Raw genomic sequence first — 18221 nt, forward strand, 5'->3', positions numbered from 1 at the left:
CCGCCGGTTGTTGCTTAAAACCCGCCGGTTGTTGCTTAAAACCCGCCGGTTGTTGCTTAAAACCCGCCGGTTGTTGCTTAAAACCCGCCGGTTGTTGCAACTTAAAACCCGCCGGTTGTTGCAACTTAAAACAGAAAATATCGCTGGGCCAAGGGCAACACTTGTGCCGGTTCACAGGTGAGTAATTGACCATCCGCCCAAACTTGATAGGTTTCTGGATCTACCTCAATATAAGGCAGGGTCTCATTTAATTTCATATCCCGTTTCCCCACCTTGCGCGTGTCCGAAACGGCAATAGCTGGTTTTCGCAAACCTAACTGAGTTGGTATTTCTAACTCCAATGCTGCTTGGGAGACAAATGTAAAAGATGTGGCAGTCCGAGACCCTCCAAAACTGGCAAACATCGGCTGAGAATGGATCGGTTGCGGAGTCGGAATACTGGCATTGGCATCTCCCATTTGGGCGTAGGCGATCGCCCCCCCTTTGATCACCAGTTCCGGTTTCACCCCAAAAAATGCCGGACGCCACAAGCATAAATCCGCCAGTTTACCTTCTTCAATCGACCCCACATAATTAGAAATCCCGTGGGCAATTGCGGGATTAATCGTATATTTGGCAATATAACGTCGCGCCCGGAAATTATCCTGTTCTGTTGTACTGGGAATCCCATCTTTGCGGTCATCCGGGGACAAAAACCCGCGCTGTACCTTCATTTTATGGGCGGTTTGCCAAGTGCGAATGATGGTTTCTCCCACTCGTCCCATTGCCTGAGAATCGGAGGAAATCATACTAAACGCCCCGAGGTCATGTAAAATATCCTCGGCAGCAATGGTTTCCCGACGGATGCGGGATTCAGCAAAAGCGACATCTTCGGGGATACTGCGATCGAGGTGATGGCACACCATCAGCATATCCAGATGTTCTTCTAAGGTATTTACAGTATAAGGGCGGGTGGGATTGGTGGAAGAGGGGAGGACATTTTTTTGTCCGCAAACCTTGATAATATCCGGGGCGTGTCCTCCGCCAGCCCCTTCCGTATGGTAAGTATGAATGGTGCGGTCTTTAAAGGCGGCGATGGTTTGTTCTACAAATCCCGCTTCATTCAGGGTATCGGTATGGATGGCAACTTGCACATCATACTCATCGGCAACCGTCAGACAAGTATCGATCGCCGCTGGAGTGGTTCCCCAGTCTTCATGTAATTTTAATCCCATTGCACCGGCGAGAACCTGTTCCACGAGGGCGCGGGGTCTGCTGCTGTTGCCTTTTCCCATAAATCCGAGATTCACAGGGAAGGCATCGGCAGCTTGTAACATCCGGTGGATGTTCCAAGGTCCGGGGGTACAGGTGGTGGCATTCGTTCCCGTAGCGGGTCCGGTTCCCCCGCCTAACATGGTGGTAATTCCCGAGGCGATCGCCACCTCAATCTGTTGGGGACAAATAAAGTGTATATGGGCATCGATTCCCCCGGCAGTGAGAATCATCCCTTCCCCGGCGATCGCCTCGGTTCCTGGACCGATAATAATATCAACATGATCTTGGATATAAGGATTTCCCGCCTTACCAATTTTAAATATTTTGCCATCCCGGATTCCCACATCGGCTTTAACCACTCCCCACCAATCGAGAATCACCGCATTGGTAATCACTAAATCCACCGCCCCGTTATCATTGGCAATGGGGGATTGTCCCATGCCATCGCGGATGACTTTTCCCCCGCCAAATTTCACTTCATCGCCGTAGGTGGTAAAGTCTTGTTCAACTTCAATAAATAATTCTGTATCGGCTAACCGAATGCGATCGCCCACCGTTGGGCCATAAGTTTCCGCATAAGCGCGGCGGTCCATTTTATAACTCATTGACGTTCCCTCACTCCATTCTCGCCCATCATTTCTGGGTTCCAATTAGTTTATCCCATTTTAGGGAGAATTAAACCGGCGTTAGTGCTGTTGAGAACAGACGGGAGTAAAACAGCGGAATAAAGCTACCAAAATTCCCAACAATCGATGACATCAACCGGGCGATCGAGATGCAGATTTTAGAGTAAACACCCCACACCCTTGCGGCTGGGGGTGTTTGTCAACCTCCGAAAACTGGATTGGCTATCAGTGCTAATCGGGTTAATTCCAGTTCCCAATCAGGGTAAACGCAGACCAAAAATAAGGGTGAGATAGGTTTATCGTTTTTTGTTCCCTCAATTCCGGGGGTAGGGGAACGGTTTTGCCATTCGATAGAACTAACATCCCATTTTCTATGCGAACCTCTCCCCTTAACAGCGCCAGTTGGGTTTGCCGTAAAGCTTCGGCTTTCAGTGGTTTTTCCCCTAATTGGGAATAAAATTCACTCATTAATCCCAGAGTTCCTGCATCGCTGACATACCAGAAACTGGCTAAGGATGCCTTAGCCCCAGAAAGTACAGCTAACCCCGCAAATCCCAACTCAGCCTCTGTATCTCCCACTGCGGTCCGACAGGCACTTAGGGTTAATAGTTCAATGGGAGGACTCTGGGAGGTATTCCACCCGAGTTCCGTGGCTAAGTCTCGAATTTGATTGAGTCCGACTCGGCTATCAAAAAACGTGATATAAGAGTTATCTAAATTTCCCCCTTGAAATTCGGCATGGGTTGCTAAATGGATAATTCCAAAGCGTTTTTCCTGGTTAATTTGTCGGAAATTAGCGGCAGTGAATTGTTCATTCAGAAAGACATTTCCCTTCCAGGGAGCGCTCACAATATTTTGCAATTCAGTCGGCACCGCAGGGAGGGGATTGAGGTCTTGAAAAATAGCAGAACCCATCCCTAATACTTCTCGGTTCCGGATATCAGAATAGGTGACATCAGTTAAGCCAAAACTGGGGACTAAAGCAACGGCATATTTTTCTAATAAAAACTGTTCCCCATCATGCAAGGCCACCAGGGGAAGGGTTCTCAACCCAGAATCCATTGAAAAAACTAAAGTTTCAATCCCATTGGCTTCCAGTTGTGCTTCCATTGGAGCAATTAGCGACTGATAAAGTGATTGGGCGATCGGTAAGTAACTTTTACTGTTGAGCCTTCGGGGATTAGTCAGTTCCGATCGCAAGTTTTGCACCTGTTCAAGAAGCTGTTCCCGCACGACATTGGGTACCGTTTCGCGAACCGCTACATCCGTGGTTCTCTCAATCAGTCCTTGGGCTAAATCCGCCGAAGCCACTAAGTCAGAACTGCCCCCCGATACTCGAAAATTCTGGGGAAAAATCATCACCAGTTCTAATTGGTCCGCTAACGCTGAGACATAAATAAATGAACTCTTGTTACCCGTCGCTTGCCACAAATCATACAAGGTTTGAGCAATATCATCGGGAGTTGCGGTTTCCCCAAATAACTCCACTTCTAAATAATTGCTAAACTCCATTGCCTGATATTCTTCCAACATTTGAACCGCCACCCCAATATCAGCCGCAGCTAACTGAGTTTCATAACCCGGGCGATCAACTTCTTGGTCCGATAGACTACTCAAGGGCTGTGCTTCTCCCGTTGTGCTGGGCTCACCTTCGAGAATTTGACCCTCTATGGAATTGGTACTTTCAGTTGTGGGGTCGGGTTCTGGATTATTCTCGCTCACCGGAGGAGGAATTTCCTCCTCCAGGGGAATCTCTGGATTCTCGGGGATGACAAGCGGGCCCGTGGGTTCGGGGGACTGAATGTTAATCGGTTCTTGGGTTTGAACGGGAATCGGTGTCAGCACTTCCCCTGGACTGTCAACAGGGATTACTGGGGTATCTCCAGGTGGTGTGTCTGTGGGAGTTTCTGGGGGAGTTTCTGTGGGAGTTTCTGCGGGAGTTTCTGTGGGAGTTTCTGTGGGAGTTTCTGCGGGAGTTTCTGCGGGAGTTTCTGCGGGAGTTTCTGCGGGAGTTTCTGCGGGAGTTTCGGTGGGAGTAGGTAGAGGGGTGATGCTTCCTGTGGGTGCGATCGTTGGCGGTGGCGGTAGCGGTTCCTCCGGTAGCGGTTCCTCCGGTAGCGGTTCCTCTGGTAGCGGTTCCTCTGGTAGCGGTTCCTCTGGTAGCGGTTCCTCTGGTAGGGGTCCCGTGACATCGGACTGGTTTCCCGTCTGGGTGATGGCAGGATCAGCAGCGATCGCCACCAATGTCATAGCCAGAAACAATTTCATCCATCCCTTAAACAGCTTCATTGTGAGAATCCTTTTATAAATAAGCCTGTACTACAACCGATCAAAGGTAAAACCATAACCAATCCCGAGAATAAACCGAGTGCCATCTCCCGCACTTCCAGTTATGTCCGTAATCGCGGGAGAAATCACCAAGGGAATATTCCGGAACGGCACAACGGAAACCCCCAAAGTGAGGTCCTGACCCGTCCATTCTGCGATCGCACTGACGGGAGGTGCAACCCGCAAAGCCACGGATCCAAACAGTCCGACAGTCCCCTCTCCCGCCTCGATATCTGACTCCGATCGGTACTGTCCACCTCCGACCCCCAGGGTCACATACATTTGGCTCCAAAGGTTCTCCGGTTCATCTAAAACGAAGCGTTTCGTCACCACGCCATACCCAGAGGTCCCCCCATCGGTTTCTCCCCAAGTGAGAGCTCCCTGTATCCCTGCCGCAATGCCAAAATCGTTCGGCAATTGCCGATGCAATTTTAAGCTGAGACTGCCATCCTCAAAGGCATCACCCCATAAATCCGTCACCGTCACACCCACGGTTAAGCCAATATTGTCCCTAGGATTTCCAAATCCGATGCCGAATCCAGCAACCCCATCGCTGCTATCTGTAAACCGCGTTCGTTCCTGTAAACCCAACCCAAATCCCGCACTTCCCCAACCGGCACCATAGCCCGAGGGGGTCATCACCGTAATCCCCGGAGAGGCCAAGTAGGGTTTGCTTTGAGTGGTAACATCCGTACGCGGGCGAAACGGGATGCGTTGGGGCATGAACGGTTGTTCCCCGGGAATCCCCCGATGTAAGGGAGTCCCTGAGCGGGGGGCCGTTTCTTCCGGTGCTGTGGCGGGGTCTTCTTGGGCAATCTCACCTTGGGGGGAAACTGTCCCCTCCCAGGCATCCGGTTCGGGAAAAAGGACCTCAACCTCAGTGCGATCGCCCTGAAGGGGTTGGAAAAATAAAGGCTCCAGATGGGCAGCATCAGCAGATAATTCCAGATTGTCCCCGAACCCCCCGGCTTGCCAGGGTTCTACCTCGCCCGCTTGGGCGACATCAAGGGGAAATAAAATCCCGAAAAGAAGTAACTCAACGATCATACATTTCATTAGTGGCGAAGCTAAACAATAAAATACCCCTTCGAGGATTGTACCCGTTCTGATCTGCAAAATCACATTTTCTTTTCACTGAACTGAGGACAGTTAGGTTGCCCCTTCATCTTTTAGGGCAATCAGTTTAGTTAAAAATACTTATTTTTTCTCTCACCTCCGAGCAAAATAGGATTAGGGAACTCCAAAAAATAAAATCACCAAAACGTTCGTAGTGACTCCTTGATTGAGTCATTTTTAGAGTAACCCCTGAAGGGGTTACTACGAAAATTCGGATGATTTATTTTTTGTAATTCCCTTAGCAATTGGACCCATTTGGAATCCAGCGATCGCCGTCATTCATCTAGGGTGATTTCTACCTGGGCAATCGCCTGATCGAAATCACTTCATCCCTGAAATCCTTGTTTATAGTAGAACTATCCTATCACCTATTCTCTGCGTAGAGAATATTCAAAACATGAGTAAACCCGATCAACTCTCCGAAAATCTCACCTTAAACTCGGATTTAGCCAGTGGAGTGATTCGTCTTAAACCCCAGGAATTTATTCATGTTTTAGATAATAATACGGGAATTACTCGCCTAGAAGTCGGCCCCCAAACGATTACCCTGCGAGATGGGGAACGACTTATCTTAAAACCCCAACCCGCCATTGTTGTTCCCCCACGCCATTATTGCATCGTTGCCAATCCAGTCATGGTGGATGAAAATGGCGCACCCCTCACCGACCCTCGGGGACAAATCCGACTCCGTTATGGCGATCGGGAAATTCGTTTATCCCAAGAACCCTTTCCCCTATATCCAGGGGAAGAACTTGCAGAAAGTGTCACCCAATTGCAAGTCGTCGAAACCAATCAAGCCTTGCGATTGCGCGCCTTACGGGATTTTAGCGAGACCCGGGCAATCCCCGGGGAAACTGTTCAAACCCAAATGATTGAGCGGGTTGCTGGAGATGAATGGCTATTTGAAGGACCCGGAACCTACATTCCTCGGGTAGAAGTGGCGATCGTTAAAACCGTCCAAGCCACTATTATTAAAACCAATCAAGCCCTGCGATTATTCTCCCGTCAAAACTGCATCGATCGCCAGGGAATTCCCCGCCGCGCCGGAGAAGAATGGTTAGTACGAGAAGAAGGAGCTTATTTACCGGGCATTGATGAAGAAATCCTCGGTTTAATTGAGGCTTATGTCTTAACCGAGCGCAAAGCCTTGCATCTCAAAGCCAAACGCAGTTTTACTGACATTTTTGGACGGCAACGGAAAGCCGGAGATGAATGGTTAGTTACCTTAGAAGATGCAGAAATTCATATTCCCGATGTCTATGAACAAGTCGTGGGGGAAGTCCAAGTCACCACATTGAATGACCGAGAATGGTGTATCGTCGTAGACCCCATCGATCGCCAAGGTAAACCCCAATTTGGGATGAGGGAAGTCCGACAAGGGCGTATTACCTTCTTTTTACATCCCGGAGAATCCCTCCACAACGGCATCCAAAAAGTCTATGTGCTAGGGGAACAGGAAGCCTTGTTACTCCGGGCTTATGAAGCTTTTACCGAAGGAACCCCAGAGAACCCGATTCATCACCAACCCGGGGATTTATGGATGATTCATGGTCCCCGGGATTATATTCCTCCGGTACAAGTCGAAGTCATCGAAACCCGCAAAGCGATTCCCTTAGATAAAAATGAAGGAATCTATGTGCGAGATATTCAAAATGGGGAACTGAAACTGGTGAGTGGGCCCCAAGCCTATCTGTTAGCCCCCCATGAAGAACCTTGGGAAAAAGAGTTACCCCCAGTGGTGGAAGAGTTGCTGCAACGCAAAAGTGACCCATTAGGCGATCGCGGGGAATATAGCGGCAGTGGTGAGGAAACCCGGGGACGAACCCAGAATCAGCGCAAACAACGGGATAAAACTCGTGCGGTTGTCTTTCATATTCCTCAAAATGCCGTGGTGCAAATTCACGACTATAAAGAACGAACTGCCCGGAATGTATTCGGTCCTGATTTAGTCATGTTAGGACCCGATGAAGCCTTTACCGTGTTAAGTTTATCGGGGGATAAACCCAAACGACCCAATGCGATTAAATCGTTAGCTTTATTGTTGGGTCCGGATTTCATGACGGATATTTTCACCGTGGAAACTTCGGATCATGCGCGACTGCAATTACAATTATCTTATAATTGGTATTTTGAAGTCGATAAAAATAACGAAGAACAGACGGAGAAATTATTTCAAGTTCCCGATTTTGTCGGCGCTGCTTGCAAGGCGATCGCCTCCCGAGTGCGCGGTGCCGTTGCCGGAGTCCAATTCGATGAATTCCACCGCAACTCCGCCCGCATCATTCGTCAAGCCGTCTTTGGCGTCGATGACGAGGGACATATTCGGGAAGACTTCCGATTTCGGTCGAATAATCTCGTCATCACCAACATCGACATTCAATCCGTCGAACCTGTAGATGAAGAAACCTTAAAAAGCCTGCAAAAATCCGTACAAATTGCCATTCAAATCACCACCGACGCCCAAGAAGCTGCGGCAAGACATGATGCCGAACGCATCGCCCAACAAGCCAAAGCCAGACTCGAAAGACAGGCGATTGTAGACAAAAGTGCCGCCGAAGCCGAACGCCGCAACCTGTTGGAATTAGAAGCAGAAAACGCCGCCATTTCCTCCACGGGACAAGCCACCGCCGAAGCCCGCGCCAAAGCCGAAGCCGCGCAGATTCAAGGGCAATTACAAGTGAATTTAGCCAGCCAAGAAGCCGAAGCCAACCGCATCCGCGCCGAAGTCGAACTCGCCCAACTGCGATCGCGCCAAGAAGCCGAACTCGCCCATCAACAAGCCCTCACAAACCTAGAGATAGAAAAAGCCCAACGGATGGCGGAAATTACCAGTACCGAATTCGCCCAAAAAGTAGCTGCATTAGGACCGGAAACCCTGCGGGCGATCGCTCAAGCCGGACCGGAAATGCAAGCCCGACTCTTAGCGGGATTAGGTCTACAAAGTGTGCTCATTACCGACGGCAAAAGCCCGATTAATTTGTTCAATACCGCCAATGGCTTAATCGGAGGTATGCCCTCTAATCCAGGGGGAAATGGGAGAGAATAGACCTAATAGGGAATCCGGTTGTCAAAGTCTATAAAAACCTGCACCCGTAGAGGGTTCAAACTCGCGGACATTAGCCCGCAAACCAAGAGGAAATCTGCCGCACAAGTCATCCGCCCATCTTCTGTTTGTAGTAACGACTTCAGTCGTTACCGCGTTACTTGGCGTCAGCCAAGTAACGCCCACCCTGGGTTTGCTCGTGTTATGGCAGGAGCCATAACACTCTTGGCAACGACTAAAGTCGTTACTACAAACAAGGAGGAAAGCTGCCGCACAAGTCATGCACCCCTCTGAGATTTAAACTCCAGTCCTCGAATGTTTGTAGTAACGACTTCAGTCGTTCATGCGTTCTTATAAGGACTTGTTGGTTGTCATGGATGTTGAAAAGCCGGTAGGGTTTCCAGCTATTGTAGCCCAAGGCTTGAAGTGCCGATCGCCCGCTGTGAGGATGCAGACACTCATCAGAAAAGGTTTCTGAGTGTAGGCGATTTGGCATCCGCAACCCTTGGCGATCGCTCAAAAGCAAAATCACTCTATTTTATTCTGTTGCTGGGTCTTTTTTCACAAGTCCTCCTCGGTGAGATTGGCTACTTTCATCAATGCCTTTAAAGTGCCAATTTTTAAGTCCTGATTACTATGGACAGGAATAGAGAGAATTTTTTGTTCTTCGGGATTGTTGTAAATATAGTGGCTTCCTGTAATTCTCTGTAAAACCCAGCCCTTCTTTTCCACAATTTTACAAAGTTGTTTTCCCGAAATAGACTTCATACCGCAATTTCCACAATTTCGTCTGTGGACTTTGTTTTTTTCAGACTATTATTCGCAACACTCAGCCAACCCTCAACGGCGTCTTGTAAATTCTGGGTGACCTCTTCCAAGGTATCACCTTCGGTAATGCAACCGGGAAGGGCTGGAACTTCTGCCCAATAGCCCCCTTCTTCTGCTGGATGAATAATGGCTTTAATTTTCATAAACTTAGCTTCATCACTTTTTTAAGTTCAATATAGCAGACTCAGACACAGTTTTCACGCCAAATGAGTAGCGGCGATCGCTTTCAGGTTTCGCAGGGAATCGTTAAGTTGTTAGACTAACAAATTGCAGAGGGTTGTTGAGTGTTGTTGCCTCAAACCCATTGACTGGGCTGTCGAAGCATGAGTCAAGCCTGTCCCGCAGCCCGCTGTCCCGCAACCCCCCCGAAGGGTCGAAGGGTCGAAGGGCGGGCTTGGTCTGTGTAGCCCCACCATGCTTATGTGCGGGTTTTTACAGACCTATCACAACCGGATTCCGTATGAAATTGGGATAGAGCAGTTCCCGAACTCATGGGAGACAAATGCGATTAGGAGTGCGAGCATCTTGCTCGCTTGAGACAAGGGTGAATTGATATACAACGCGAGAAAAGCAGCATTACAGATTGAGGACGACCCAATTTTTCGGCTGTAGCAACGGGTTGGCGATCGCCAGGGAAAGGAACCATCCGAGACTGGGGTGGCACAGGATTCGGCAACCGGAGGCAGTTTCCCACTCATTATCCATAGCATCAACTGCATCAACAAGCTCAAGAGAAAGCTTAAAATATAATAAAATCCTGGGCAATGTCCCCAGATAATCTTCCGCTTAGATCCTAGCCTGAGCTTCTGCATGGGTTGAACGCTGTGTTCCGGAGTCACCCGCATCGAGCCGGTGATTTTCAAAAAATGTAGAAAAATTTAAGATTTACGCCTCGGCAAAGTCGGAAAAAAGTGTTAAAATAGACAGAATCCCTAGATAAAAACCCTTCAAAAAATATTTTACCCCTTGCTGTCCTAAAATCCAAAAAATTGTTTATGATAGAGGTATAGAAGTTTAACGGACGGGGTAGCAATGGCGAAACGAGGTTAGATTTTAAAATTCCACCCCCTGATCAGCATCTAACACCTGATCTAAGCCATGAATTACCCCCAGTCAGACTTTGAAAATGGGTAGTCTAGATTACAATTAATCCGCTCAAACCCGAGCAGGACTCGTTATCCCAGACCACTCATCAAAAACCGGCAATTCTATCCTGATTGAGCCTATCTAAATGTTAATGTTGTGGTACTAGAGAGATAGGAAAATAATTAACATGAACAGCCAAGTCACCAACACTCAAGAACTCGAACAACTCATTCAGCGGGTCAAAGCGGCCCAAGAAAAATATGCCACCTACAGTCAGCAACAGGTGGATGAAATTTTCAAGAAAGCAGCCCTAGCCGCCAACTCAGCCCGAATTCCCCTGGCCAAGAAAGCGGTAGCAGAAACCGGCATGGGAGTCGTGGAAGACAAGGTGATCAAAAACCACTTTGCCTCAGAAATTATCTACAACAAATATAAGCACGAAAAAACCTGCGGCATTATCGAAGAAGACAAATCTTTTGGCTTCCAGAAAATAGCCGAACCTGTGGGCATTCTGGCGGGGATCGTCCCCACAACCAACCCCACTTCTACGGCTATTTTTAAAGCCCTGCTTGCCCTGAAGACCCGGAACGGGATTATTTTCTCTCCCCACCCTCGGGCGAAAGAATGCACCCGAGATGCGGCAAAAATCATCCTGGAAGCTGCCGTAGCTGCCGGAGCACCCGAAGACCTCATCGGCTGGATTGACGAGCCCACGGTGCCGTTATCCCAGCACTTGATGCAGCATCCTGATATTAAATTAATCCTGGCAACCGGCGGTCCGGGTATGGTGAAAGCGGCCTATTCTTCCGGACATCCGTCTTTAGGGGTAGGTGCTGGAAATACTCCGGCGGTGATTGATGAAACTGCCCATATTAAAATGGCTGTTTCCTCGATTATTCTGAGCAAAACCTTTGACAATGGGATGATTTGCGCCTCAGAACAATCGGTGATTGTGGTAGATGAGGTGTATGAGGAGGTCAAACAGGAATTTAGCGATCGCGGCGCATACTTCCTGAATCCGGAAGAACGGCAAAAACTCGGCAGCAAAATCATTGTCAACGGACGCTTAAATCCGGATATTGTCGGACAATCCATCCAAAAACTGGCTGAAATTGCCGGAATTTCCGTTCCAGAAGAGACGCGGGTCCTGATTGGGGAAGTAGAAGAGATTTCCGAAGCGGAACCCTTTGCCTACGAGAAACTCTCCGCTATCTTAGCCATGTATCGGGCGACAGATTTTCACGATTCCGTCCATAAAGCCCATGACTTAGTGCAGTTTGGCGGACGGGGACATACTGCCGTACTCTATACATCTCCGGCGAATACCCAGAATATCCACGAATTTGAAGGGCAAATGCAAACGGCGCGGGTGCTGATTAATACTCCCTCCTCTCAAGGGGCGATCGGCGACCTATATAACTTCCGCCTTGACCCCTCCCTGACCCTCGGTTGCGGCACCTGGGGAGGCAACTCCATCAGCGAAAACGTCGGTCCCCACCATCTGCTCAACATCAAAACCATCTCGGAACGCCGGGAAAATATGCTTTGGTTCCGGATTCCGCCCAAAGTGTACTTTAAATATGGTTCCCTCCCGATCGCCCTGCGGGAACTCGCCGGAAAACAACGCGCCTTTATCGTCACCGATAAACCGTTGTACGACATGGGTCTCACCAAGTCCGTGGAAGAAGTCCTCGAAGAAATTGGCGTTAAATATGACATCTTCTTCGACGTCGAACCCGATCCATCCCTGACTACGGTCAATAAGGGACTGGCGCGGATGAACTCTTTCAAACCCGACGTGATTATCGCCCTCGGGGGAGGTTCCCCGATGGATGCGGCGAAAGTCATGTGGTTGATGTATGAACATCCGGAAATCGAATTTGAAGGACTCGCCACCCGGTTTATGGACATCCGCAAACGGGTGTACGAACTCCCGCCATTGGGTGTCAAAGCGATCATGGTTGCCATTCCCACCACTTCGGGAACGGGTTCAGAAGTCACCCCCTTCGCCGTCGTCACGGACGATCGCACGGGGATCAAGTATCCCCTGGCAGATTACGCCCTCACTCCGAACATGGCGATCGTCGATCCGGAATTGGTGCTGAATATGCCCAAGAAACTCACCGCCTACGGTGGCATCGACGCCCTCACCCATGCCTTAGAAGCCTACGTTTCCGTCTGTGCTTCTGAGTTTACCAACGGATTGGCCTTAGAAGCGATTCGCCTGCTGTTTAAGTATCTGCCTTCCTCCTACAAAAACGGGGCCAAAGACCCGAAAGCGCGGGAGAAAGTGCATTATGCGGCGACGATCGCCGGGATGGCATTTGCGAACGCCTTCCTCGGGGTCTGTCACTCAATGGCGCATAAACTGGGTTCGACCTTCCATGTCCCCCACGGGTTAGCCAATGCCCTGATGATTTCTCACGTCATCCGGTATAATGCCACGGACACGCCCTTTAAGCAAGCCATCTTCCCGCAATACAAATATCCCAATGCCAAATGGCGGTATGCGCGGATTGCCGACTATCTCGGACTCGGTGGGGATACCGAACAAGAGAAAATCGAGAAATTGGTAGAGGCGATCGAGAACCTCAAGAAAGAGTTAGACATTCCTCTGACCCTGAAAGAAGCCCTCTCTGGGGATGACAAAGCCTTCTACGAAGAAGTGGAAGAAATGGCGGATCAGGCATTTGACGACCAATGTACAGGTGCCAATCCCCGCTATCCCCTGATTCGCGACCTTAAAGAGTTGTATGTCCTAGCTTACCGGGGTTGCCGCATCGATTCCGCTTTGTATCATCAAGAATCTCAGGAAGAGGTGTTACAAGGCAATGGCGCTGATGCTGTAACTTCTATCATCCAGCCGGTGATGGTGGAAAGTAACTCGTAATGTCCAGCTAATGTACAAAGGAAAAGCCCGCTTAAGCGGGCTTTTTTCTTGGAGAGGCGATCGGGCTTATAGGAAGATGCTATCTCCTTGAATCACTATACCTTCGCTATGCGGCTTCGCGTGCCGTCGGTGCATCACATCTTTCTCGCTTCTTCCATGATAATCTGATGTAGAAGCGCTACAGAGTTGATTTGCATTTTTTTAACCCAATCAATACTTCTGTATAAAGTCATTTAATAATCTACCTTTTTCACAGTAAGCCTATCCATCCTCACATTTTTCCCTCATGATTAAGGGGCCGATCGCTCAGTAGTAACATTCCTCTCAATTGACGGGAGTGCGCCAGGGCCATTTTATCGATAAAAACAATTTAGAGAAAATTAGGGTATCTTGGCGCGATTCCTCTCTATCCCGGGGTAGATATTGAAAAATTTCTTAATTTCACTTAAACGAGAAATTTAAGTGAAATTATCTCTGAAATCTTTAAATAGGAGCGGATAAAATACAGAGGGAGTGATTTTTTTTGCTAAATCAATCTATCAAATATCCCGGTATTGTCACATTTAAGTAAGAATCATCCGCTCCCAGTTCATGGACTCACCCTTGAAAAAAATGGGTTTTCCATCCCCCGGATTTTTGGGGAGGACTGCCGGGGACTTTTCTTTATTATATCTCTAAAGTTATTGTGCTGCATGGATTTGATGGTTTTTATCGGGAGGATTATTTGACCGATCGCCCCCTTCATCCGGGCGATCGCAATCCCTTGAATCCCCCACACAGAACTATTTCTGATAGAGAATAGGCCCCGCTATCCCAGGAATTTTGACAAATTTTTCGCGGGAGTGGTCAAATTGAAAACCATCGTGTAACATTACTTCATATCTCGATATTTCGATTCTTCACTTATTAAGGAAAAACCTGATGAAGTCTAAATTTTGGAACGGTTTCAACAAAAAAGTTGCTCTCTTTTTGGGTGTTGCAGGGACAAGTTTACTGATGGGATTGCCTGTGGTGGCAGGGGTTAGCACCGCAGCAGATAAGATGACCGATTCTAATGAGGCGATCGCTCAATCTGGGACTCAAACCCCCGCGAGCACAATGGAAACGAGTCAACAGACAATTGCTGACATTGCTGCGGGTAGCGAATCCTTCTCCACCCTCACTACCGCTTTAGAAGCTGCCGGTTTAACCGATACCCTCTCCGGTGAAGGTCCCTTCACCGTGTTTGCACCCACCGATGAGGCATTTGCCGCTTTACCCGAAGGCACTTTAGAGCAGTTATTACAGCCGGAAAACCGCCAGCTTTTGGTTCAAGTTTTAACCTATCATGTCGTAGAGGGTTCAGTCATGTCTGGGGATTTGAGCACCACGCAAGTTCCCAGCATTGAAGGACGTTCCATCAATGTGACAGTGGGTGACGATGGCGTTATGGTCAATAGTGCTAACGTGGTTCAAGCCGATATCCAAGCCAGTAACGGCGTGATTCATGTGATTGATAAAGTAATTCTGCCGCCTCAAATGTAGGAAAATTTGTCCTAAAGGTAGCGACAATTTACTGCATTAAACCCAACGCTTGAGTCAATTGGGTTGGGGGTTTAGCTATGGAATGAGAGAGCTAAACTCCCTTTTTCCCCTGAAATGACACCGTTTACTTGGATAAATTTTCCCAATCTTCCCGCAAAATGGCATACAGTTTCATATCATCAAATCTGCCTTTGCTAAACATCTGTTGGCGGAGGATTCCTTCATATTTCATGCCAACTTTTTCCATCACCCTTGCGGAGGGGTGATTAGGCAGTTTACATCGCGCCTCAATCCGGTTTAAGTTAGTTTCCTGAAAGCCAAAGGCGAGGACAGCTTTTACAGCTTCGGGCATATATCCTTTTCCCCAATAGCGTCGGGATAAAGCATAGCCGATTTCAGCGTGATGATCAGCTTGAACCCAGTTGACGAAACCACAAGTGCCGATTAATTTGCAGTCGCCTTTATGGATAATGCCCCAATCACCACTTTTATGGGTCTGATATTTTTCGAGGATAGAATTTAAAAAAATATAGCTGTCTTCTAGGGATTGATGGGGGTGCCAGGTTGTGTATTGGGCTACTTCAGGGTCTGAGGCATACTCAAACAGATCCGGTGCATCCTCTCGGCTCATTTTTCTAAGAATGAGCCGATCGCTTTCCAGGGTTGGTAAGTCAGGATATAAAGTTAGAGTCATGAGGATCATCTCCTAACAAAGTCTCACGGTATGATAAGAGTGCCGATCGCCCTCCATCTGGGCGACTGTCACTCAATTTGAGTTTGAGGTAAAACTGGCATTATGGATTGACATATTCTAAGCTTTTGAGGACTTTAATTTGTTCCTCTAACTCTAAAAATAGTTTATATTCTCCCGCCCATTCTAAATATTCTAAATCTCCCCCATCCATATCTTCTGCCGTCAGTCTATTTTTCAACTGATGGGAGGGTTGATTATATTTATCTTCAAACGCCTGAAGTCTTTTTTTTGTAAATTTCAGATTTTTTTCAATGCGATCTATTTCAGCAGCGATCGCTCTTTTTATTAAGTCCGTCACTCGGTCTGGATTATCCGTTTTGAGAATAATTTCGGCCACATTCTTACCTCTTCATGCTCTGCTGTTCCAGTATAAACCAATAGATCCTCGCTGAGGCGACTACTCCCGCCTAGGGTCTTTGGAGGCCGCGATCGCCACTGGCTTCAACTCAGACTACCATTACGGGGTCTCTACCAGTACAATAAAACTGACCCATTACCGTTAACTGGTTTCCGATGAAGCTGAGTCTTTGCACCATTGTCAAAAACGAAGAAGCTACCCTTCCCAAATGTCTTGCCAGCGTCAAGGATCTGGTAGATGAAATGGTGGTTCTTGATACCGGATCCACCGATCGCACCGTAGAAATCGCCCAAGAGTTTGGGGCTGATGTTCATCACTTCGACTGGTGCAATGATTTTGCTGCGGCGCGAAATGAATCCCTTAAATATGCTCAAGGGGACTGGATTCTCGTATTAGATGCAGATGAAGTGTTAACCCCGGAAGTTGTCCCCCAAATCAAAGAATTGATTAATGGAAGTGGCAACGCCCAACCGAAACCCTATCTTTTAATGAACTTAATTCGTCAAGAAGTCGGGGCGCAACAATCCCCTTATTCCCTGGTTTCACGCTTGTTTAGAAATCAACCGGGAATCCAGTTTGAGCGGCCCTATCATGCCATGATTGATGATAGTGTGCAGCGGATGTTACAGCAGCAATCCAATCAATGGCAGGTGGGTTCGTTGATGGAGGTGGCAATTTTACATGAAGGGTATCAAGCCGAAGCGATCGCCTCCCGAGATAAATTGACCCGGGCCCGAGAATCAATGGAATCCTATCTCGCCGCCCATCCCAACGATGCTTATACTTGCAGCAAACTCGGGGCCTTGTATGTGCAAACCGGAGAGATTAAACGGGGGATGCAGTTATTAAAACTGGGATTAGCCGCCAGTACAAGGTTAGAACCCCTGGTTGTGTATGAACTGCATTATCATTTGGGAATCGCCTATACGCGCCAGCAGAAACTGAGCAAAGCCAAAGCGCAGTATGAAAAAGCGGTTGCCCTGCCGATTTTAGAACCCATCAAATTGGGGGCGTATAATAACTTGGGGAACCTCCTGCTGGAAACCGGAAATCTCACCGGGGCGATCGCCACCTATCAAAAAGTCTTACAAATCGACCCCTCCCTGAGTTCCGCCTATTTTAACCTGGGAATTGCCTTGAAAGAAAAAAAGCAAATTCCCCTGGCGATCGCCGCCTATTACAAAGCCATTCAACTCAATCCCAACTATGCCGAAGCGTACCAAAATCTTGGCGTTGCCTTACTCAAAGGGGGGAATATTTTAGATGGATTAGAAGCCTTTCGACGGGCCGTTTCCCTCTATGAACAACGGAAATCCCCTGCGGGTCCAGCGTTGCGCCAAAGTTTAAAAGACATGGGATTTAAAATCTGATAGGAACGCTCAAATTCCGTGGAACCTATTGTCCGGCGGTTCTTCCGGTTCATCCGTGGGGTTGATGCGTGGGGATGAGGCCATACAATAAAAAGAATCAATAACCTGAGTTTCAACAGCGAGGAAAACAGATGATACCTGGAGTTTTACCCGGAGATTTAGCCTGTGGTTGCCTGAGTACACTGATCCCAGAAGAACCCGACCCTGGGGCGGTTCCCGGACCGACAGCACCGGGAGCTCCCCCGGGTGAAGCCTTAAACCCGGCGGACTTTCTGGACCTCCAGGATGACGCCCTGCGCCCTGATGATTTTAGGCTGAGTCCGGGACAACTCGCTGAACGCCCAGGGGGAGTAAGAGCTTTAGCCGGGGATGATACGGTCATTGGTGCCACATCAAATGAACTGATCAACGGCAATTTGGGCACCGATCTCTTATTTGGCCGAGGGGGTAATGATACCTTGCGCGGTGGACAGGATAATGATGCCGTTTATGGAGAAGAAGGGGATGATATTCTCAATGGCAATCGCGGGGATGATTTAGTCCTCGGAGGTCGAGGAAACGATGTCGTGCGAGGGGGTCAAGACAACGATTTGCTGATAGGTGGGGAAGGAAATGATACCCTAATCGGTGATTTCGGACTCGATCGCATGGTGGGGGGAAGTGGTACGGATTTATTTGTCCTTCGCACCGACGCCGCCTCCACCAATCCCGAACAAGCGGATATTATTTTGGATTTTAATAACGATCGCATTGGACTCACCGAAGGCGTAACAGCCAATGATTTGGTATTTCAACCCTTTACTCGGGATTTACCAGCCGAACTTGATATTTTGCAAACCTATACGACCGATGATGTTTTGGTGTTAAGTGAATTGTCCCCAGGCCAACTGGACCCGAACGACAATGGACAGATAGAAGGGACATTAATTCAACAGGAGTCCACAGGTAGAGTGTTAGCAGTTGTGCTCAATGCCACCGACAGCGAACTGCGAAGGGCAATCACCCCAGTACCGCCAGAGATTCTAGCCCTAGGGTAACTTGAAT

14 protein-coding genes are annotated in these 18221 nt (G+C 48.4%); 5 read left to right on the forward strand and 9 right to left on the reverse strand.

Annotated elements, in window-relative coordinates:
* Positions 1 to 125 precede the first annotated feature (125 nt).
* From ureC to NG795_RS07550, 3 genes are all read right to left on the reverse strand, one after another.
* The gene (ureC, locus tag NG795_RS07540; protein ID WP_367288040.1) at positions 126 to 1859 is read right to left on the reverse strand and encodes an urease subunit alpha; all 1734 of its coding nucleotides are present in this window, start codon (positions 1857 to 1859) and stop codon (positions 126 to 128) included.
* A 261-nt stretch (positions 1860 to 2120) separates the two neighbouring features.
* On the reverse strand, positions 2121 to 4169 hold the full coding sequence (locus NG795_RS07545; protein ID WP_367288041.1) for a CHAT domain-containing protein: 2049 nt from the start codon (positions 4167 to 4169) through the stop codon (positions 2121 to 2123).
* 30 nt (positions 4170 to 4199) lie between these two features.
* A complete protein-coding gene (locus tag NG795_RS07550) occupies positions 4200 to 5255 on the reverse strand; it encodes a hypothetical protein (RefSeq protein WP_367288042.1) in 1056 nt (351 codons plus the stop codon).
* 466 nt (positions 5256 to 5721) lie between these two features.
* Here NG795_RS07550 and NG795_RS07555 point away from each other — a divergent pair, with 466 nt between their 5' ends.
* Positions 5722 to 8370: a colicin uptake protein gene (locus NG795_RS07555; protein ID WP_367288043.1), complete on the forward strand. Its 2649-nt coding sequence runs from the start codon at positions 5722 to 5724 to the stop codon at positions 8368 to 8370.
* A 244-nt stretch (positions 8371 to 8614) separates the two neighbouring features.
* Here the strand turns inward: NG795_RS07555 and NG795_RS07560 are convergent, their stop codons facing one another.
* The 4 genes from NG795_RS07560 to NG795_RS07575 all read right to left on the reverse strand — a co-directional run bounded on the left by NG795_RS07560 (position 8615) and on the right by NG795_RS07575 (position 9900).
* Positions 8615 to 8899, reverse strand: coding sequence for a hypothetical protein (locus NG795_RS07560; protein ID WP_367288044.1), 285 nt, complete (start codon positions 8897 to 8899; stop codon positions 8615 to 8617).
* Between the two features lie 29 nt (positions 8900 to 8928).
* Positions 8929 to 9135 carry a type II toxin-antitoxin system HicA family toxin gene (locus NG795_RS07565; RefSeq protein WP_015149121.1) on the reverse strand — a complete coding sequence of 69 codons (207 nt, stop codon included), beginning with the start codon at positions 9133 to 9135 and terminating at the stop codon, positions 8929 to 8931.
* Positions 9132 to 9338 carry a type II toxin-antitoxin system HicB family antitoxin gene (locus NG795_RS07570; protein WP_367288045.1) on the reverse strand — a complete coding sequence of 69 codons (207 nt, stop codon included), beginning with the start codon at positions 9336 to 9338 and terminating at the stop codon, positions 9132 to 9134. The genes NG795_RS07565 and NG795_RS07570 overlap by 4 nt, the downstream gene beginning before the upstream one ends.
* A gap of 433 nt (positions 9339 to 9771) precedes the next feature.
* Positions 9772 to 9900 (reverse strand): hypothetical protein, encoded by a 129-nt coding sequence (locus NG795_RS07575; RefSeq protein ID WP_367288046.1) that lies wholly within the window; start codon positions 9898 to 9900, stop codon positions 9772 to 9774.
* A gap of 568 nt (positions 9901 to 10468) precedes the next feature.
* Here NG795_RS07575 and adhE point away from each other — a divergent pair.
* The gene (gene adhE / locus NG795_RS07580; protein ID WP_367288047.1) at positions 10469 to 13171 is read left to right on the forward strand and encodes a bifunctional acetaldehyde-CoA/alcohol dehydrogenase; all 2703 of its coding nucleotides are present in this window, start codon (positions 10469 to 10471) and stop codon (positions 13169 to 13171) included.
* A gap of 921 nt (positions 13172 to 14092) precedes the next feature.
* Complete coding sequence (locus NG795_RS07585) at positions 14093 to 14695, forward strand: fasciclin domain-containing protein (protein WP_367288048.1); 603 nt, start codon at positions 14093 to 14095, stop codon at positions 14693 to 14695.
* Between the two features lie 124 nt (positions 14696 to 14819).
* Here NG795_RS07585 and NG795_RS07590 read toward each other — a convergent pair whose 3' ends face one another.
* Both NG795_RS07590 and NG795_RS07595 read right to left on the reverse strand, forming a co-directional pair.
* Positions 14820 to 15389 (reverse strand): GNAT family N-acetyltransferase, encoded by a 570-nt coding sequence (locus NG795_RS07590; RefSeq protein ID WP_367288049.1) that lies wholly within the window; start codon positions 15387 to 15389, stop codon positions 14820 to 14822.
* 100 nt (positions 15390 to 15489) lie between these two features.
* Positions 15490 to 15786, reverse strand: a complete 297-nt coding sequence (locus NG795_RS07595; RefSeq protein ID WP_367288050.1) for a hypothetical protein — start codon at positions 15784 to 15786, stop codon at positions 15490 to 15492.
* 176 nt (positions 15787 to 15962) lie between these two features.
* Between NG795_RS07595 and NG795_RS07600 the strand changes: the two genes are divergently transcribed.
* Both NG795_RS07600 and NG795_RS07605 read left to right on the forward strand, forming a co-directional pair.
* Positions 15963 to 17177 carry a glycosyltransferase gene (locus NG795_RS07600; protein ID WP_367288051.1) on the forward strand — a complete coding sequence of 405 codons (1215 nt, stop codon included), beginning with the start codon at positions 15963 to 15965 and terminating at the stop codon, positions 17175 to 17177.
* 131 nt (positions 17178 to 17308) lie between these two features.
* Positions 17309 to 18214: a calcium-binding protein gene (locus NG795_RS07605; protein WP_367288052.1), complete on the forward strand. Its 906-nt coding sequence runs from the start codon at positions 17309 to 17311 to the stop codon at positions 18212 to 18214.
* The last annotated feature ends 7 nt before the right edge of the window (positions 18215 to 18221 follow it).

Origin of the sequence: Laspinema palackyanum D2c, from assembly GCF_025370875.1 — a bacterium.
Taxonomy (GTDB): Bacteria; Cyanobacteriota; Cyanobacteriia; order Cyanobacteriales; family Laspinemataceae; genus Laspinema; species Laspinema palackyanum.

Excerpts from the sequence above, each read along its gene's own strand:
- NG795_RS07575 (WP_367288046.1), bottom strand. The coding sequence starts at position 9,900 with ATGGATAATGAGTGGGAAACTGCCTCCGGTTGCCGAATCCTGTGCCAC.
- NG795_RS07565 (WP_015149121.1), bottom strand. The coding sequence starts at position 9,135 with ATGAAGTCTATTTCGGGAAAACAACTTTGTAAAATTGTGGAAAAGAAG.
- NG795_RS07555 (WP_367288043.1), top strand. The coding sequence starts at position 5,722 with ATGAGTAAACCCGATCAACTCTCCGAAAATCTCACCTTAAACTCGGAT.
- NG795_RS07590 (WP_367288049.1), bottom strand. The coding sequence starts at position 15,389 with ATGACTCTAACTTTATATCCTGACTTACCAACCCTGGAAAGCGATCGG.
- ureC (WP_367288040.1), bottom strand. The coding sequence starts at position 1,859 with ATGAGTTATAAAATGGACCGCCGCGCTTATGCGGAAACTTATGGCCCA.
- adhE (WP_367288047.1), top strand. The coding sequence starts at position 10,469 with ATGAACAGCCAAGTCACCAACACTCAAGAACTCGAACAACTCATTCAG.
- NG795_RS07570 (WP_367288045.1), bottom strand. The coding sequence starts at position 9,338 with ATGAAAATTAAAGCCATTATTCATCCAGCAGAAGAAGGGGGCTATTGG.
- NG795_RS07585 (WP_367288048.1), top strand. The coding sequence starts at position 14,093 with ATGAAGTCTAAATTTTGGAACGGTTTCAACAAAAAAGTTGCTCTCTTT.
- NG795_RS07605 (WP_367288052.1), top strand. The coding sequence starts at position 17,309 with ATGATACCTGGAGTTTTACCCGGAGATTTAGCCTGTGGTTGCCTGAGT.
- NG795_RS07600 (WP_367288051.1), top strand. The coding sequence starts at position 15,963 with ATGAAGCTGAGTCTTTGCACCATTGTCAAAAACGAAGAAGCTACCCTT.
- NG795_RS07550 (WP_367288042.1), bottom strand. The coding sequence starts at position 5,255 with ATGATCGTTGAGTTACTTCTTTTCGGGATTTTATTTCCCCTTGATGTC.
- NG795_RS07545 (WP_367288041.1), bottom strand. The coding sequence starts at position 4,169 with ATGAAGCTGTTTAAGGGATGGATGAAATTGTTTCTGGCTATGACATTG.